We start from the raw sequence: 17,674 nt of genomic DNA on the forward strand, positions 1-17,674 counted from the left end.
CCCCCCCCCCCCCCCCCCCCCCCCCCCCCCCCCCCCGTGCTCCTGCACAACCGTTGTCGCCCGCCCACCGGTAAACGACGCCTGAAACGCCGTTTCGGCACAAGCATTGCTTTATCCATTCATCTGCCCGGAAACAGGAGCATTCGTTACCCCCCGACCCAGAGCCCACCCCATAAGAAAGTAAGGACCAGGCCCAGTGGCACCCTCAGCCACGGGCTCATAAAAAATGCGGTTTTTAAAGCGGCAGTGCCACCCAGGCTTCCCTCGGCACTGACAAGGTACTGGAATGGCTCGATCTTTCTTTGACGAAATGAATGACGCGCAAGGCGTATGCCGCGCGCATTATCAGGATTTCTCCCGCTGGCTGGCCAATACGCCGCCGGAACTGCTGGCCCAGAGGCGCCGCGAAGCCGATTTGCTGTTCCATCGGGCCGGGATCACCTTCACCTTGTATGGCGACGAACAAGACACCGAGCGCCTGATCCCCTTCGACATCATCCCCCGCAGCATCCCCGCCAGTGAATGGGCCGTGATCGAACGCGGCTGCATCCAGCGCGTGAACGCACTGAACATGTTCCTCGCCGACATCTACCACGACCAGCGCATCATCAAGGCCGGGATCATCCCTGCCGACCAGGTGCTGGGCAACGAGGGTTACCAGAAGGCCATGGTGGGCCTGGACCTGCACCGCGACATCTACTCGCACATCTCGGGCGTCGACCTGGTGCGTGACGGTGATGGCACCTACTACGTGCTCGAAGACAACCTGCGCACGCCCAGCGGCGTGAGCTACATGCTCGAAGACCGCAAGATGATGATGCGCCTGTTCCCCGAAGTGTTCGCCAAGCAGCGTATCGCGCCGGTGGACCACTACCCCAACCTGCTGCTCAAGACCCTGAAAAGCTCCAGCCGCCTGGATAACCCCAATGTGGTGGTGCTCACGCCGGGTCGTTTCAACAGTGCGTTCTTCGAACATGCGTTCCTGGCCCGGGAAATGGGCGTGGAACTGGTGGAAGGCGCCGACCTGTTCGTGCAGGACCTCAAAGTGTTCATGCGCACCACCGACGGCCCCAAGGCCGTGGACGTGATCTACCGGCGCATCGACGACGCCTTCCTCGACCCGCTGGCGTTCAACCCCGAGTCGATGCTCGGCGTGCCCGGCCTGGTCGCCGCCTATTGCGCGGGCAATGTGGTGCTGGCCAATGCCATTGGCACCGGGGTGGCCGACGACAAATCGATCTATCCATACGTGCCGGAAATGATCCGCTTCTACCTGGACGAAGAACCGGTACTGCAAAACGTGCCGACCTTCCAGTGCCGCAAGCCCGATGAACTGTCCCATGTGCTGGCCCATCTGCCGGAGCTGGTGGTCAAGGAAACCCAGGGTTCCGGTGGCTACGGCATGCTGGTGGGCCCGGCGTCCACGGCGGCCGAGATCGAGGACTTCCGCCAACGCATCAAGGCGCGCCCACACGCGTACATCGCCCAGCCCACCCTGAGCCTGTCCACCTGCCCTACCTTTGTCGAAAACGGCATCGCCCCCCGGCATATCGACCTGCGGCCCTTCGTGCTGTCGGGCAAGGAAACCCGCCTGGTGCCGGGCGGCTTGACCCGCGTGGCGCTGAAGGAAGGCTCGTTGATCGTCAACTCGTCGCAGGGCGGCGGAACCAAGGACACCTGGGTGGTGGAGGGCTGAATCATGTTGAGTAGAACCGCCGCAGATCTGTACTGGATGTCCCGTTACCTGGAGCGTGCCGAGAACCTGGCACGCATGCTCGAAGTCAGTTATTCGCTGTCGCTGATGCCCCAGGCCGGGCGCAGCGATGGCCTGGATGAGCTGGCCATGTCGTTGCTCAGCAGCGGCACCCTCGACAGCTACCTGGAACGCCACAAGCAGCTGGACGCCGAACGCATGCTGCACTTCTTCGCCCTCGACGAAGAAAACCCCGCCAGCATCTACAACTGCCTGCGCGCCGCCCGGGGCAACGCCCACGCGGTACGCGGGCGCATCACCGCCGACATGTGGGAAAACCTCAACGCCACCTGGCTGGAAATGCGCAGCATCGCCGCCGGCGGCCTGGCGCGGCATGGCATCAGCCACTTCTGTGACTGGGTCAAGCAGCGCTCGCACCTGTTTCGCGGCGCCACCTCCGGCACCATCATGCGCAATGACGCCTATCGCTTCATTCGCCTGGGCACCTTTGTCGAGCGAGCGGACAACACCCTGCGCCTGCTCGATGCGCGCTACGAGATGTTTGGCGAGGAATCGGAAGAAGTCAGCGACCTGTCGGCACGCGGCTATTACCAATGGAGCGCGCTGCTGCGGGCGTTGTCGTCGTTCGAGGCCTACACCGAGCTGTACCCGAATGCGTTGAACGCGCGGTCGGTGTCTGAATTGTTGCTGCTGCGCAGTGATGTACCGCGCTCGTTGCACGCCTGCATTGAGGAATTGAGCCACATCCTTGCCGACCTGCCCGGCAGCTACGGACGCACCGCCCAACGCCTGGCCGCCGAGTTCGAAGCGCGGCTGCGCTACACCGGGATCGACGAAATCCTCGAAGACGGCCTGCACAGCCGCCTCACCGACTTCATCGACACCGTGCGCGAACTGGCACGGGCCATTCACAGCTCTTACCTGGAAGTGGTGTGAGTGCAATTGGGTTACTTAACTGTCAATTCAGGTGATTGACCGCTCTTTGATACCGCTCTTATGTTGGGCAGGTGCAACGCCTTCCCACCATAAGAACAGGTACAGAGCATGTCCGAACTGACCCTCACCCCCGCTGCTGCCCAAACCCTGCAACGTTGGCACGCCATGCTGGCCGCCCGTGATCTCAAGTCCCTGCCCGAGCTGCTGGCCGCCGACGCGGTGTTTCGCTCGCCCATGGCCCACACGCCCTACCCTGGCGCGCCCGTGGTGTCGATGATCCTCAACACCGTGATCAAGGTGTTCGAAGACTTCACCTACCACCGTGAACTGGCGACCGGCGATGGCCTGAGCGTGGTGTTGGAGTTCAGCGCCCGGGTGGGCGACAAGCAGCTCAAGGGCATCGACCTGATTCGCTTCAACGAGCAAGGGCAGATCATTGAGTTTGAAGTGATGGTCCGCCCGTTGAGCGGGTTGCAGGCTTTGGGTGAGGAAATGGGTCGACGCCTGGCACCGTACCTGGCCAAGGCCAAATCCCAGGCCTAAAATCGCCCACCTGTAGGAGCCGGCTTGCCGGCGATGGCGGTTGATCAGTCAATGATTTATTGGCTGAAAGATTGCGATCGCCGGCAAGCCGGCTCCTACGGGTGGCGGTGGTGGTTATTGGTTTTTCACCAGGACCGGTTCTGCGCGGTATTGGTCGGGGAACAGTTTTTTCAGCTGCGCTACCTTCGGCAGGTCATTGATCACGATGTAGGGGTAAGACGGGTTCTCGGTGAGAAAGTCCTGATGGTAGGACTCCGCCGGGTAAAACGCCTTGCCGGTTTCCACTTTGGTCACGATCGGCTTGTCGAAGGCCTTGGCCGCGTCCAGCTGGGCGATATACGCCTGGGCGACTTTCTGCTGTTCGGCGTTCTGCGCAAAGATTTCCGAGCGGTATTGGGTGCCGCTGTCCGGGCCCTGGCGGTTCAGCTCGGTGGGGTTGTGGGCCACCGAGAAGTAGATCTGCAGCAGCTTGCCATAGCTGACCTGGCTCGGGTCATAGGTCACCGACACCGATTCGGCATGCCCGGTATCGCCGCCGCTGACGGTCTCGTATTGCGCGGTACTCGCCGCACCACCGTCGTAGCCGGACACGGCGTTTTTCACACCCTGCACATGCTGGAACACCCCTTGCACGCCCCAGAAACAGCCACCGGCAAACACGGCGGTCTGCAGGTTGCCGGAGGTGGCGGGCAGGTCCAGGGCGGGGGGTGCGATCATCACCGCGTCTTCAGCACCACCGAAGGAGAACGCCGAGCTTTGGCCGACAAAAACCGCGAAAGCGAGCACCGGTAAAAACTTGAGTCGTTTCATCACTATCACTCCAGAACACGGTCGACTGTGGGAGCTGGCTTGCCTGCGATGGCGGTGCATCAGGGCCAGATGAAGCGGCTGGCCCGACGCTATCGCAGGCAAGCCAGCTCCCACAGTGATTGGGTTTTCAATTCAGCCGAAAGTGAAGGCGTAGGCCGATACGTTCGGGTCCAGAAATTCGATGGTGAAGGTACGGTCCTGCACCGCACCTGGCTGGCGCACCAGCTGGTACAGGCGCTGCTCGGTCACGGTGCCGCTGCCATCCGGCGCCACGTCGGTGCCATGGGCGTCGCCCGGGGCCTGGCCGTCGACCGTCACCTTGAACCGCACCGGCTTGCCATCGGCGCCCGGGCCCAGCACCAGGTGCAGGTCGCGGGCATGGAAGCGGTAGACGATGCGCCCACCCGCCTGATCGAGGGTGGCTTGCTGGCCGCCGACGTTCCACTGGCCTTCCAGCGTCCAGTTATTCAGCGCCAGGGTGCCGGCCGCCGGGTAGTTCACCACCTTGTCGGTGCCCAGGGTGCCGGTGGTGACGAAGTTCTCGGCGCGCTGGAAGCCCAGGTAGGTTTCCGGCGACTGCACTTCGTTCATGTCCGGCGCCTGTTGCACGCCCTTGGCGTCGGCCTCGATAAGGCCTCCGGCCACATTCTTGGCCCCGGTTTCACGCAGCAGTTGCTGGATCACACGCTCTGACTCGGCGTAGTCACCTTCACCAAAGTGGTGATAACGGATCTGGCCCTTGGCATCGGCAAAGTAATGCGCCGGCCAGTACTGGTTATTGAATGCGCGCCAGATCTTGTAGTTGTTGTCGATGGCCACCGGGTAGGTGATGCCCAGGTCCTTCATAGCCTTGGTGACGTTGTTCACGTCGCGCTCAAAGGCAAACTCCGGGGCGTGCACGCCAATCACCACCAGGCCCTGATCGTGGTACTTCTCGGCCCAGGCCTTCACGTACGGCAAGGTGCGCAGGCAGTTGATGCAGGAGTAGGTCCAGAAATCCACCAGCACCACCTTGCCCTTCAAGCCTTCGGCCGTCAGCGGCGGGCTGTTGAGCCATTGCACGGCACCGTCCAGCGGCGGCAGCGTACCCTCGATGGGCAGCGTGTCGCTGTGGTTGGCGGCCATCATCATGGCGCCACCGGCCATCATCGCCCCGCCCTTCGGTTCAGGCTTGGCACTCAGCTTATCTACCAGGCTTTGTTCCAGGCCACCGGTCGAAGCCGTCGACAAACGCGACAGCACGCCGGTGTCCAGGCCCAGGGCGATTGCCGCCACACCGGCCAGCATCAACGCCCCCAGGCCACGGCGCAGCCATTCACCGGCACCCAGGGACTTTTTCATGAAGCCAAAGACTTTACCGCCGACCAGCAGCGCCAAGGCCAGGGACGTGGCAGCCCCCGCGGCGTAGGCCAGCAAGAGCAAGGTAGTGCCGATGCTGGCGCCCTGCAGCGCCGCGCCGGTGAGTACCAGGCCGAGGATTGGCCCGGCGCACGGCGCCCACAGCAAACCGGTGGCCACGCCGATCAGGAACGAAGCGCCCGGACGCGGCTTGGCGTCGGCCCCGGCGGCTTCCGAGAGGCGACTGCCGGCCGCTACCAACGGGCGCGTCAGCCGTTCCGACAGTTGCGGCAACAGCAGCGTGAGTCCGAACAGGGCAACGCACAGCAACGCGAGCCAGCGCCCGTATTGATTGACTTGCACCACCCAGCCGCCGCCCACCGCCGCCAGCGAGGCCACCAGGGCAAACGTCACCGCCATCCCCGCTAACAGCGGCAAGCCACTGCGCATAAACGGCTGCCCGGTGCGAGCGAAGACAAAAGGCAGAACAGGCAGGATGCACGGACTGACAATCGTCAGCACGCCGCCCAGATACGCGAGAACCAGAAGCCACATGGGATCGTCCCTTATACGAATGAATAGACATCGGCTTACGCCGCCGTGAACGTCATGGCGGCGCCATTCATGCAATAGCGCAGGCCGGTGGGTTGTGGGCCGTCGTCGAACACGTGCCCTTGGTGACCGCCGCAGCGCCGGCAGTGGATTTCCTTGCGCACCACGCCGTAGGAGGTGTCGACGTGACTGGCGACCGCGTTGTCCAGCGGCTGCCAAAAGCTCGGCCAGCCGGTGTGGCTGTCGAACTTGGTGGCCGAGGAAAACAGCGGCAGCGCACAGCCGGCACAGGCGAAGGTGCCGGTGCGGTGTTCATCGTTGAGCTTGCTGCTGTAAGGGCGTTCGGTGCCCTCCTCGCGCAGTACGTCGAATTGCTCGGCGGTGAGCAGGCTGCGCCACTCGGCCTCGGTGTGGCTCACCTCAAAGGTTTCGGCGGCTTCAGCGTCGCTGACCACGTTGAGTTGCTTGAGCAGGCCACCGGCCAGGACGGCGACACCCAGGCCGCCACCGGCCAGCAGTATTTGTCGACGTGAATACATGGCATTCCCCTCTTCGATCCATTGCGATCCCCTGTAGGAGCCGGGTTGCCGGCGATGGCGGTCTATCAGGATGATCGCTATCGCCGGCAAGCCGGCTCCTACCATTGGGCAGTGGGGCCATGCTGCGGCTTTTACGGTCGCGGAATCCTCACGCAGAGTTAAACAATTCGTGATAACTACACTGTGGCAAAACCCGCACAATGCGCGAACTACACGTAAAGGTTTCTCTACATGGATCAGCCAAAACGAGTCCTGGTGGTCGAGGACGACGCCCATATTGCCGACCTGATCTGCCTGCACCTGCGGGACGAGCAGTTCGAGGTGGTGCACAGCGCCGACGGCACCGAAGGCCTGGGCCTGTTGGAGCAAGGCGGCTGGGATGCATTGATCCTCGACCTGATGCTGCCCGGCGTGGACGGCCTGGAGATCTGCCGCCGCGCCCGGGCCATGGCGCGCTACACGCCGATCATCATCACCAGCGCACGCTCCAGCGAATTGCACCGCATCCTCGGCCTGGAACTGGGCGCCGACGACTACCTGGCCAAACCGTTCTCGATGCCGGAACTGGTCGCGCGGGTCAAAGCCCTGCTGCGCCGGGTGGACGCCATGGCGCGCAACCTGAAGATGGACGCCGGCAGCCTCGACCTCGGCCAGCTGTTCATCAACCCGCTGACTCGCGATGCCACGCTGCAGGGCCAGCGCCTGGACCTGACCCCGCGTGAATTCGACCTGCTGTACTTTTTCGCCCGCCAGCCGGGCAAGGTGTTCTCGCGCATGGACCTGCTCAATGCCGTGTGGGGCTACAGCCACGAAGGCTATGAACACACGGTCAATACCCACATCAACCGCCTGCGCGCCAAGGTCGAAGTCGACCCGGCCAACCCGACGCGCATCCTCACGGTGTGGGGCCGCGGCTACAAATTTGCCGAGAGCGCGCCATGAAACTCACGCTGACCCAACGCCTGTCGGTGGTGTTCGCCGTGTTGCTGGTGATTTGCAGCGGCACGTCGGCGTGGTTGCAGGTGCGCTCCAACCACATGCATGAACTGGAAGTGGTGCAAGGCCTGTCCCGCGACCTGGCGGCGCACATTGCCCGTGACACCCAATTGATGGATGCCGACGGCCTCAAGCCTGACGCCGTGCGCAACCTGTTCAGCCAGCTGATGCTGGTCAACCCGAGTGTCGAGGTGTACCTGCTCGACATCGACGGCCGTGTGGTCGGCAATGCCGCGCCCAGCGGGCATTTGCTGCGTGATCGCGTCGACCTGACGCCGGTGCGCCGCTTCCTCAGCGGCGCCATGCTGCCGATCCTCGGCGACGACCCGCGCAGCGTTGATGGGCGCAAAGTGTTCAGTGCCGCACCGCTCAAGGCCAACGGGCAACAAACCGGTTTCCTCTACGTGGTGCTGCTGGGCGAAGCCCATGACGTGTACGACGCCAAGGACGCCACCGGCATGGCGCTGAAGATCGCGCTGTGGTCCATCGGCCTGGTCGCGCTGCTGTGCCTGATGGCGGGCCTGATCGCGTTCGCCTGGATCACCCGGCCGCTGCGCCAGCTGACCGACAAGGTCGGCCAGTTCGACATCAACGGCGCACCGAAAGCCCCCGCGCCGCTGACGCCCGAACTCACCAGCGGCGATGAGATCGCCGTGCTCGACCACGCCTTCGTGCAGATGGAAAACCGCCTGGGCGAACAATGGCGCGCCATTACTCACCAGGACCAGGAACGCCGGGAAATGGTGGCCAACATCTCCCACGACCTGCGCACGCCCCTGGCCTCGTTGCACGGCTACCTGGAAACCCTGTCCCTCAAAGACGCCAGCCTCAGTCCCGAAGAACGCCGCCGTTACCTGGGCATTGCGCTGGACCAAAGCCGCAAGGTCGGCGGGCTCGCCCAGTCACTGCTGGAACTGGTGCGCCTGGAACATGGCTTTGTGCAGCCAGTGATCGAAGGCTTTTCGCTGCCCGACCTGGTGCAGGACATCTTCCAGAAATTCGAGCTCACCGCCGAAGCCCGGGGCATTACCCTGACGGCCACCCTGCCCCCACAGGTGCCCACGGTGCTGGCGGATTTGGGCCTGATCGAACGGGTGCTGACCAACCTGCTGGACAACGCCCTGCGCCACACGCCGGTGAATGGCGAAGTGGAAGTGCTGCTGGCGAGCGCGGCGCATGGCGTGGCGGTGACGGTCAGCGACAGCGGCCCGGGTATCGACGCCGAGCTGCGCGAAGGCTTGTTCCTGCGTGCCTTCACCATCGGCGGCGCACGCCGGGATGGCGGCCTGGGCTTGCGCATCGTGCACCGCATCCTGCAATTGCACGGGCGCAGCATCCAACTGGTGGACCGCCCCGGCCATGGCGCGACCTTTACGTTCTCCCTAGAAACCCGAGCATCAGCGCGTTGACCTGAGCGCCCTGCTCGTTCTGGATCCAGTGCCCGCAGTTGGGGAGTACGTGTTGCTCCAGCACGGGCACCGAATCTGGCATGCGCTTGATCGTATGGGCTTCAAACACGCCGACCGGGTCGCGGTCGCCGATCAGGAACAGCGTCGGTTGCAGCACCTGCCGGCCCGCCAGGGCTTCGGTGCGCTGCCAGTTGCGTTCGAAGTTGCGGTACCAGTTCAACGGGCCGCGAAAGCCGTGCTCGGTGAACGTCTGCACGTAGACGTCGAGGTCTTGCTGGCGGCACCAGTTTGGCAGCGTGGCGGGGGTTGAGACACCGTCGAGCAAGGTGGCATCGGGGGATTTCTTCTGCAAGAACACGTCCTGGTCCTGCATGAACAACCGCAGGGTGCGCTCGATGTCAGCATTCAATTCCCGTTCGGCCACGCCGGGCGCCTGGAAGTACAGGATGTAGTTGAATCGGTCGGCGTACAGCTCGCGCATGATCTCGATCACTGGCCGGCGGGCACGCCCGGCGAACGGCACCGACATCGTGATCAACCGCGTGACACGCTCGGGCTCCAGTAATGCCAGGTGCCAGGCCACCACGGCGCCCCAGTCGTGGCCGACCATCACCACCTCGCGGTGGCCGAAATGGTCCATGGCTTGCTGGATATCGCCGCACAGGGTCATCAGGTCGTAATCGGCAATCTCGGCAGGCGAACTCGACCGACCATAGCCGCGCATTTCCGGCGCGAACACCCGGTAGCCCGCCGACGCCAGCGCCGGTATCTGCTCGCGCCAGGAATGCCAGCATTCAGGAAAACCGTGCAGCAGCCACACCGGCTGGCCGTGTTCAGGGCCGGCGATGTGCACGCTCAGCTCGATACCGTTGACGCGAAGGGTGTGCTGGCTCATGGGTTTAGCCTGGCGAAGGGTTTGCCATAGCCTGGCGCATCGGGTGGGTCGAGGCCAGCATCATTGATGCCGGGAATACGTCAACCGACTGCCCACCACTGCGGCAACAACTGGCGCACCCGTGGCTCGCCAAAGCGGTCATCGATCAACATCACCACGCCTTCGTCCTGCTGGCTGCGGATCACCCGGCCGGCGGCCTGCACCACCTTCTGCAGGCCCGGGTACAAATAGGTGTAGTCGTAGCCGGCGCCGAAGATGGCACCCATGCGCAGCTTCATTTGCTCATTGACCGGGTTCAGTTGCGGCAGCCCGAGGGTGGCGACAAAGGCACCAATCAAGCGCGCGCCTGGCAGGTCGATGCCTTCACCGAAGGCGCCACCGAGCACGGCAAAACCGATGCCCTGGCTGTGCTCGGTGAACTGGTCGAGGAACGCCTGACGCTCGGCCTCGGCCATGCCGCGTGATTGCTGCCACAAGGGGATTTGCGGGTGCGTTTCGGCCAATAACTGCGCCACCTGTTGCAGGTAATCAAAGCTGCTGAAAAACGCCAGATAGTTACCGGGCGTTTTTGCGAACTGGGCGGCGATCAACGCGACGATGGGCGCCAGCGACGCCTCACGGTGTGCAAAGCGTGTGGACACTTGGTCGACAATGCGCACCGTCAGTTGCTCGGCCTTGAACGGCGACTCCACGTCGACCCACGCCGTGTCCGGCGGCAAGCCGAGCAGGTCGGCGTAGTAGTGCCGTGGGCTCAAGGTGGCGGAAAACAGCACGCTGCTGCGCGCCGCCGTCAGCCTGGGCCGCAGGAATTCAGCCGGCACCACGTTGCGCAGGCACAGGGTCGAGCTGCTGCGCTTGCCGCTGAACTGGCGCTTGCTGATATCAAAGATGAAGTGTTCGTTGAACAGCTCCGCGACCTTGGCAAATTGCAGGGCTTCGAAATAGAACGCCTGCAGATCACCGGTGAGGGATTCGGGGTGGTCGTTGAAGTAATCTCCCAGGGCGCTGGTGCACAGATTCAAGGCTTGCAACAGTTTGTCGGGCCGGGTTGGGTAGGCCTGATACGGCGCCAGTTGTTCCTTGTGCAGCGCGTTCCACTCGCGGTTGAGGCGTTGCAGGGGCTTTTTCAGCGCTTCGGGGGCGGTGTCACGCAGGGTCTTGAGGCTGTATTGGTCAAGGCTGGCGCTGTACATCGAGCGCGCACGTTCCACCAGGTTATGGGCCTCGTCCACCAGCACGGCGACACGCCATTGGTTGAGCTGGGCCAGGCCGAAGAGCATGGCGCCGAAGTCGAAATAGTAGTTGTAGTCAGCGACCACCAGGTCGGTCCAGCGCGCCATTTCCTGGCTCAGGTAATAGGGGCAGACATCATGGGCCAGGGCCACCTCGCGCAGGTTGCGCTGATTGAGCAGGCGCACCTGGGAAGCCGCCTCACGGGCAGCCGGCAGACGATCGTAAAAGCCCTTGGCCAACGGGCAGGAATCGCCGTGACAGGCCTTGTCCAGGTGTTCGCAGGCTTTGTCCCGCGCCACCAGTTCCAGCACCCGCAGCGGCAAGTCAGGGCGACTGTCGTACAGCACCTGAGCCGCGTCCAGGGCCAACTTGCGCCCCGGGGTCTTGGCGGTGAGGAACAGCACCTTGTCCAGTTGCTGGGGCGCCAGGGCCTTGAGCAGCGGGAAGATCGTACCGATGGTCTTGCCGATACCCGTGGGCGCCTGGGCCATCAGGCAACGGCCAGTGCTCGCGGCTTTGTAGACCGATTCGGCCAGCACGCGCTGGCCGGGGCGGAACGCGGCATGGGGAAACGCCAAGGTGGTGGCTGCGCTGTTGCGTGCGTCGCGATGCTGCATTTCCCGGGTGGCCCAGCCGAGGAACAACGCGCATTGCTGATTGAAGAAGACCTCCAGTTCGGCGGCCGGGTAATGCTGGTTCAGCAGGGTTTCGCCCTCGCCGACGATGTCGAAGTACACCAGCGCCAGGTCGATGGCATCGAGCCCCAGCTTCTGGCACATCAACCAGCCGTACACCTTGACCTGGGCCCAGTGCAGTTGCCGGTGGTTGGCGGGTTGGGCCTCGAGGTCGCCGCGATAGGTCTTCACTTCTTCCAGGCGATTGGCGTCCGGGTCGTAGCCGTCTGCCCTGCCCCGTACCTTGAGTTGCAGGTACTCGCCTTCCAGCGCCACTTCGTTCTGGTAGTGCGCATTGCGCCGCGAGGCCACGGTGCGATGGCCGACAATGCCTTCCTGGGCACTGGGCGACGGAGTAAAGCGCAGGTCCAGGTCGCCCACCTTGGCCGTGAACTCACACAGCGCGCGCACCGCCACGCTGTAGCTCAAGCGGGTTCTGCCCAGCGCACATAACACACCGTCACGGGCATCTGGTATTCGCCGCAGAACTCCAGCCAGCGCAACTGGTTGTCCTGCAGACGGTCGCCCGGGCCCTTGACCTCGATCATGCGGTAGGTCTTTTGGGCCGGCCAGAACTGGATCAGGTCCGGCATGCCGGCGCGGTTGGCGCGAATGTCCAGCAACAGCCGCTCGAACCAATAACGCAGGTGCTCGGCGGGCAGGCAGGCCAGGGCTTGCTCCAGCAGTTCGTCGCTGAGCAGGTTCCAGAACACGAACGGCGACTGGATGCCCCACTTGTCGGTATAGCGCTGACGGATGGTGGCCTTGTAGCGTTCATCCTGCAGTTGCTCGAAACAGGCGGCGAACAGCGCGGCGCGGCGCAGGTGGAAGTCTTCGCTGTGCAGGTCTGCCGGGCCGCGTTGGAACGGGTGGAAAAACGAACCCGGCAAGGGTGCGAAAATCGCCTCCCAGCACAGCAGGCCGAACAGCGAGTTGATCAGGCCATTCTCGACGTAATGCACCGGCGCGTCCGGCTCGCTCAGGTGCGCCTGCACGCAATATTCCACTGACATCAGTTCATCGGGAGGCGCCAGCGCGAGATCCAGCCGGGTAACCGCCCGGGGTTTGGTCTTGGGTAGCGGTGGCTCACCCAGCTTGCGTCGCAGCCGGGGCAACACGCGCAACAGGTGCTGCTGTTCAGCGGCGCTTTCCGGGGCCTGCTGTGCGGCACAGGCCAGGGCCATGGCCTGGGCATAGTCCTCGCGGCGCTCCAGCACGCGGATCAGCCGCGAACGCGCACCGGGATAGGCGCATTGCCGGTAAATCTGCTCGGCCAGGTCCAACTCGGCGCTGCGTTCGCAGTATTGGCCGATCTGGAACAACAGCTTGGCGCGGCGTTTTTCCAGCCAGGGGTTGTCGGTGTTCAGCGTGGCGATGTGAGCCAACACCTGGTCGAGTGCCAGCCCGGCTTCAAACGCCTGCTGACACCCGTGCAGGAACAGGTAGCCGTGCACGTCGTCACGGCTGCGCAAGCCACGGGACTCGGCGCAGAACTCGACTTTTTCGTAGGTGTAGATGCCCAGGTCGGCCAGCACGAACTCGGACCAGTCCTGATGCAGGTTGCCGAAGAACATCAGGCGCAGGCGGTCGCACAGGTCCATCACGGTGAGGCTGTACAGTGTATCGGTGGTCTGCGGACACCACTGGGTAAAGCTGCGAAGCTCGGTGAACTGTGCGGCCAAGGCCTCGAGCCAATCGGCCTTGTTGGCCTTGGGCTGCTCAATCCACGGCTTGAAGGCTGCCAAGACCTCGCCTTTTTGCAGCAAGGCGAACAGTGTTTCAAAGGTCAGGGGGCTGTGCTCATCCACCCAACCCAACTGCACCAGCGGTGCGGTTGCCGCGTGAGTGCAGCCGACTTCCACGTAATTGAGTTTGCTCGCCCGAAAATGCATGCCCTTGCGCATCACCATACGCACCAATAACGCCTGGGACGCCTGGGGCAAGCTGTCAAAATGCTGAATGAAATGCTGTTCGTCAGGGGCGAGTAAATCAGCATAACGTTGCCCCAGCCAGAGCAGCACCTGGCGGAAGTTATGCAGGTAATAGAGCGGATCGTCGAGGGGATTGGCCATTTCACGGGGTATTCGGACACTGGTTATGCATACAGATTGCCGCCCCAAAGGCGTTGTTGCAATCGGTAATAGATAAGTGGCGCGCGCAACTTTTAGTTTTAAAGTGATCAGATACAAGCATTGATCGCGTAACATTTGTTGCCCGCGGCCCTCTGGTGCGGGTCTCTTCAAGGTTAAAGGTAGGGTTATGAGCATGAAGAATTTGGGTCTGCCGCTGGTTGCACTCACTTTTCTGGTTTTGGCCGGTTGCGCAACGCAAACCGTCGTGACGCTGCAAAACGGTACGCAGTACCTGACCAAGGATTTGCCCAAGACAAACACCGCTGACGGTTTCTATGAGTTCATCGACATCGCCGGCAAGCACGTGCGGGTCAAGGCGTCCGACGTCGCCACCGTCCGCAAGGAAAACTGAACATGAAAAAGCCCCGCATCTGCGGGGCTTTTTGTTGAAGCGCATCTCGATCAATACCGGTAGTACGGGTGGTAATACGGGTGATAGTAGGGATGGTAGTAGTAGGAGTGGTAGTACGGCCGGTAGCAGCATGGCCCCGGATAAGCCGGGTACACCGCACACCCGCCCAACCCCAACAACACCACGGCGCAGAGTAACAATCGAAGTCGGGACATGCTCAATTCCTCACACATGACGCGCGAAACCTCTCGCAGGTAGTCATTGAACGTGTGAGCCCCGGGTTATCCGTCGGTGCATTTACCACTGATCAGTGAAGATTTATTTACCGAAGGATTTGCCCCTCTCCCCACGTTTAACCGGTAAGCCCCTTCAACGTCGAAGGCGGCAGAACGGAGGAACGACGGCCATGGCACTCATGTCCCGAACGGTACGCGCTCTTTTACTCATTCCCCTGACCCTGGCGGCCCTGGCCAGCGCGCCGGCGTTTGCCGACACCATCATCATCCGCCAACCTCCCCGGGTAATCGTGGTGCAGCAACCGCCACCACCGGTCTATTACGGCCATTGGGGTTACGGCCCACGGCCCTATTACTACCCGCATCACTATTACGGCTACGGCTACGGCTATGGCTACCCCCACCGGCCCTATTGGGGTGGCTGGCGGGGGCAGCACTGGCGTTGATCAGCCGATCACCACACCGTCGGCCCACAGGCCCCCATGACCCACGCCCACCAGGGTGACCGAGTCGTTACCAAAGGTGAGCACCGTATCCGCGCCGACCACCTTGGCGTGGTCACGCAGGTCGGTGCCGCCTTGCACGTCCTTGAACACCAGCTTGTCGGTGGGCTGGTAGCCGATGATGCGGTCGTTGCCAAAGTGCCCGCTGAACAGGAAGGTGTTGTGGCCACTGTTGTCGCGGATCGTGTCGTTGCCCTTGCCGCCCTCGATGAAGTCAGCGCCCTTGCCGCCCTGGATCAGGTCATTGCCATCGCTGCCGATGATGAAGGTATTGCCCTTGTGGGGCTCAGCGTTGCGGTTAAGGTCCTGCACCCAGGTGTTGGCCCGGGCCGGGTCGGACAGGTTGGCGACGATTACCGTGGAATCGCGGGTCATCTGGTCGTAAAACCCGGATTCCACAATACGCGTCATGCCATCGCCATAGCCGGTAGGCAAATGGGAAATCCAGGTGGGCAGGTTGACGATGGAAAACGGCAGCACATTCCACAAGGTCGACGCGTAATGGTCGTTGAAGCTGACGATGTTGTCGGTGGTCGACTCGTGGGGTTTGTCGTGCACGCCCAGCGACGACAGGTTGAACGATGAGCCATCCAGCGCACGGAACACCGGGTCGTTTTCATAACCGATATTGAGCACCTTGTCCCCGGCACTCTGGGTCGGCGACGCATAGGCAACGTAGTTGGCGTCCTTGTAGAACCCCGACCACTTGTTGTTGCTCAAGTCGGCCATGCTGTTGACGGCCAAACCGCCCAGGCTGTGGCCGCTGACGACTACGTCCTTGCCGCTCAGGCCGTGGGCGCTGGCATAGTCAGCGACGTTCTTGAGCAAGTTGCCAAACGCCTCGCCGCTGTAGTTCTTGGCGTAATCCTTGGGCCCCAGCGCCGCCAGCAGGTCACTGACCAGGTCACCGATGGAATCGCTGATCAAGGTTTCCCGTGGGCCCGAGGTGCCACGAAAGCCGATGCCGATTTCCAGCAGCTTGCCGGCGTCATCGTACTTGCCCAGCACCTCGACTTGCGCGGTGGTGTAGCCAGCCTTTTCACCGAAGAACGTGCCTCGCGCATCCACCTTGCCGGTGTAACCCAGGGTGCTCGCACTGATCGGCGTCCAACCGGCTTTTTGCACGGCTTCCAACGCAGCTTTTTCCGAGTCCGGGTTCCAGGGAATGCCCGGGATCACCCCCTGGGAATCGGTACTGCCCAGCAGCGCACCGACCAAGGTGGCCGGCAAGCCGAGCCCCAGGCCGTTGTGCTGGTAGCCCACGGCAAAGCCGTTATCCAGGTTGTGGTAGGAATACAGCGTGATCGCCATGGCATCGGCAAACAACGCTTTGGAGCCCTCGGAGCCGAGGTTTTTATAGTCGAAGATTCCCATCGCAGCGCCTCTTTTTGTTGTTGTACAAACCCCACTGTGGGCGCCGGCTTGCTGGCGATTGCGGCGTGCGGGACACCCTATCGCCGGCAAGCCGGCTCCTACGGAACATCAATGACCGAAGGCTTCGTCCACCTTGGCCAGGTCGGTGTCGCGCAAGTTGCCGGCGTAGTAATGCAATTTGGTCCAGGCCATCAGGTAGTCGTAACGGGCCTGTGCCAAGTCGCGACGGGTGCTGTAGAGCTGCTGTTCGGCGTTCAACGCATCGAGGTTGACCCGCTCGCCACCGAGGATGCTTTGCTTGGTCGACACCACCAACGCTTCGGCCGAGGCCAGGGCCTTCTGATAGGCGCGCAACTTGCTGACGCCCGACAGACAGGCGCTGAACTGGCGGCGCAGTTCGATCAGGGTTTCGCGGGTCTTGCCTTCCAGCTCGTACTCGGCCTGCTCCATGGCACGGCTGGCCTGGCGCGTCGAAGCGGAAACGCCGCCACCGGCGTACAACGGCATGCTGACTTCCACGCCGATGGTATTGGTGTCGTAACGCTGGTTGTAGGTGTTGCCGCTGTCGGATTCCTGCTGGCGTGAGCTGGCATACGCAGTGATCTTGGGCAAATGCCCGGCACGGTTACGCTCCACCTCGTAATGCGCCACCTCCACCGCTTGGCGCTGGGAGGCCAGCGTCGGGTTATTGCTGAGCGCCAGCTCGTGCCAGCTGTCGTAGTTGGCCGGTGCCAGGGCGAACGCGGCGAAGCTCGGGTTGAGCGGCGCCAGGTCCTGGATATTCACGCTTTGCACACCGATCAACGCGCCCAGTTCTCGCAGCGACGCATCCTGCTCGTCCAGGGCCTGGATTTCTTCGGCGGTGGCCAGCTCATAGCGTGACTCTGCTTCCAGAATGTCGGTGCGGGTGCCCTCGCCCTGCTCGAACAGGTGACGGTTCTGCTGGAACTGCTGCTCGAAGGCCTTCTTCTTGGCGCGGGCGATGTCGATCTGGTCCTGGGCAAACAGCGCCTGGGTGTAATAGGTCAGCACCCGCACCAACAGCGCCTGGCTCTTGTCGCGAAAGCTCTCGTCGGCAAACAGCGCCTGGGCCACGCCCTTGCGGTAGTTGGCATAGGCCTCGTAGTCGAACAACGGCTGCTGCAGGCTGAACGTGGACCCGTAGCTGCTGTAGTTGCGGTCATCGTGGTAATTGCCGCCGCGCCCGTCGGGCAAGGTGGCCTGGGAGTTGTTGCGGCCTTTGTTGTAGTTGTAGGACAGCTTGGGCAGCAGGCCGGCCCGGCCGATGGTGCGGTTTTCCAGGCCGGCATCGCGCTCCTTGATGGCACCGAGGAACACAGGGTCATTGCGCAAGGCTTGCTCGTACACATCAAACGGCCCCATGGCCGCCTCGGCGCTGGAGCACAGAAGCAATAAGGCGAAGAACACAGGCTTCATG

At 62.7% G+C, this 17,674-nt stretch carries 16 protein-coding genes; 7 read left to right on the plus strand and 9 right to left on the minus strand.

The window, feature by feature from the left end:
• Positions 1–286 precede the first annotated feature (286 nt).
• The 3 genes from AC07OV_RS10860 to AC07OV_RS10870 all read left to right on the plus strand — a co-directional run bounded on the left by AC07OV_RS10860 (position 287) and on the right by AC07OV_RS10870 (position 3,193).
• On the plus strand, positions 287–1,696 hold the full coding sequence (locus tag AC07OV_RS10860; RefSeq protein ID WP_176998303.1) for a circularly permuted type 2 ATP-grasp protein: 1,410 nt from the start codon (positions 287–289) through the stop codon (positions 1,694–1,696).
• A 3-nt stretch (positions 1,697–1,699) separates the two neighbouring features.
• Positions 1,700–2,650 carry an alpha-E domain-containing protein gene (locus AC07OV_RS10865; protein ID WP_017253783.1) on the plus strand — a complete coding sequence of 317 codons (951 nt, stop codon included), beginning with the start codon at positions 1,700–1,702 and terminating at the stop codon, positions 2,648–2,650.
• 108 nt (positions 2,651–2,758) lie between these two features.
• A complete protein-coding gene (locus AC07OV_RS10870; RefSeq protein WP_495092212.1) occupies positions 2,759–3,193 on the plus strand; it encodes a nuclear transport factor 2 family protein in 435 nt (144 codons plus the stop codon).
• A gap of 114 nt (positions 3,194–3,307) precedes the next feature.
• Here AC07OV_RS10870 and msrA read toward each other — a convergent pair whose 3' ends face one another.
• The 3 genes from msrA to msrB all read right to left on the minus strand — a co-directional run bounded on the left by msrA (position 3,308) and on the right by msrB (position 6,432).
• Complete coding sequence (gene msrA / locus AC07OV_RS10875) at positions 3,308–4,003, minus strand: peptide-methionine (S)-S-oxide reductase MsrA (RefSeq protein WP_494998657.1); 696 nt, start codon at positions 4,001–4,003, stop codon at positions 3,308–3,310.
• Between the two features lie 132 nt (positions 4,004–4,135).
• Entirely contained in the window at positions 4,136–5,896 is a 1,761-nt protein-coding gene (locus tag AC07OV_RS10880) for a cytochrome c biogenesis protein DipZ (RefSeq protein ID WP_495092213.1), read from the minus strand.
• 35 nt (positions 5,897–5,931) lie between these two features.
• Positions 5,932–6,432, minus strand: coding sequence for a peptide-methionine (R)-S-oxide reductase MsrB (gene msrB / locus AC07OV_RS10885; RefSeq protein WP_495092214.1), 501 nt, complete (start codon positions 6,430–6,432; stop codon positions 5,932–5,934).
• A gap of 231 nt (positions 6,433–6,663) precedes the next feature.
• On the opposite strand from msrB, the gene AC07OV_RS10890 reads away from it, so the two are divergent.
• Both AC07OV_RS10890 and AC07OV_RS10895 read left to right on the plus strand, forming a co-directional pair.
• The gene (locus AC07OV_RS10890) at positions 6,664–7,374 is read left to right on the plus strand and encodes a response regulator transcription factor (RefSeq protein ID WP_176998308.1); all 711 of its coding nucleotides are present in this window, start codon (positions 6,664–6,666) and stop codon (positions 7,372–7,374) included.
• Complete coding sequence (locus AC07OV_RS10895; protein ID WP_495092215.1) at positions 7,371–8,837, plus strand: sensor histidine kinase; 1,467 nt, start codon at positions 7,371–7,373, stop codon at positions 8,835–8,837. Before AC07OV_RS10890 ends, AC07OV_RS10895 begins: the two co-directional genes overlap by 4 nt.
• Here AC07OV_RS10895 and AC07OV_RS10900 read toward each other — a convergent pair.
• The 3 genes from AC07OV_RS10900 to AC07OV_RS10910 form a co-directional block, all read right to left on the minus strand.
• Positions 8,800–9,732, minus strand: coding sequence for an alpha/beta fold hydrolase (locus tag AC07OV_RS10900; protein WP_495092216.1), 933 nt, complete (start codon positions 9,730–9,732; stop codon positions 8,800–8,802). The genes AC07OV_RS10895 and AC07OV_RS10900 overlap by 38 nt on opposite strands.
• Before the next feature lie 80 nt (positions 9,733–9,812).
• Positions 9,813–12,068, minus strand: a complete 2,256-nt coding sequence (locus tag AC07OV_RS10905; protein ID WP_495092217.1) for an ATP-dependent DNA helicase — start codon at positions 12,066–12,068, stop codon at positions 9,813–9,815.
• On the minus strand, positions 12,065–13,711 hold the full coding sequence (locus AC07OV_RS10910; protein ID WP_494998651.1) for a VRR-NUC domain-containing protein: 1,647 nt from the start codon (positions 13,709–13,711) through the stop codon (positions 12,065–12,067). Before AC07OV_RS10910 ends, AC07OV_RS10905 begins: the two co-directional genes overlap by 4 nt.
• Before the next feature lie 187 nt (positions 13,712–13,898).
• Here AC07OV_RS10910 and AC07OV_RS10915 point away from each other — a divergent pair, with 187 nt between their 5' ends.
• On the plus strand, positions 13,899–14,123 hold the full coding sequence (locus tag AC07OV_RS10915) for a YgdI/YgdR family lipoprotein (RefSeq protein WP_176998314.1): 225 nt from the start codon (positions 13,899–13,901) through the stop codon (positions 14,121–14,123).
• A gap of 50 nt (positions 14,124–14,173) precedes the next feature.
• On the opposite strand, the gene AC07OV_RS10920 is transcribed toward AC07OV_RS10915, so the two are convergent.
• Entirely contained in the window at positions 14,174–14,338 is a 165-nt protein-coding gene (locus AC07OV_RS10920; protein ID WP_176998315.1) for a hypothetical protein, read from the minus strand.
• Positions 14,339–14,529: 191 nt separating this feature from the next.
• Between AC07OV_RS10920 and AC07OV_RS10925 the strand changes: the two genes are divergently transcribed.
• On the plus strand, positions 14,530–14,805 hold the full coding sequence (locus tag AC07OV_RS10925) for a hypothetical protein (protein WP_495092218.1): 276 nt from the start codon (positions 14,530–14,532) through the stop codon (positions 14,803–14,805).
• On the opposite strand, the gene AC07OV_RS10930 is transcribed toward AC07OV_RS10925, so the two are convergent.
• Positions 14,806–16,236 carry a polyurethane esterase gene (locus AC07OV_RS10930; RefSeq protein ID WP_495092219.1) on the minus strand — a complete coding sequence of 477 codons (1,431 nt, stop codon included), beginning with the start codon at positions 16,234–16,236 and terminating at the stop codon, positions 14,806–14,808.
• Positions 16,237–16,344: 108 nt separating this feature from the next.
• Positions 16,345–17,673 (minus strand): TolC family outer membrane protein, encoded by a 1,329-nt coding sequence (locus AC07OV_RS10935; protein WP_494998647.1) that lies wholly within the window; start codon positions 17,671–17,673, stop codon positions 16,345–16,347.
• Position 17,674: the final 1 nt, after the last annotated feature.

Source organism: Pseudomonas sp. GW821-FHT09A09, assembly GCF_059418405.1.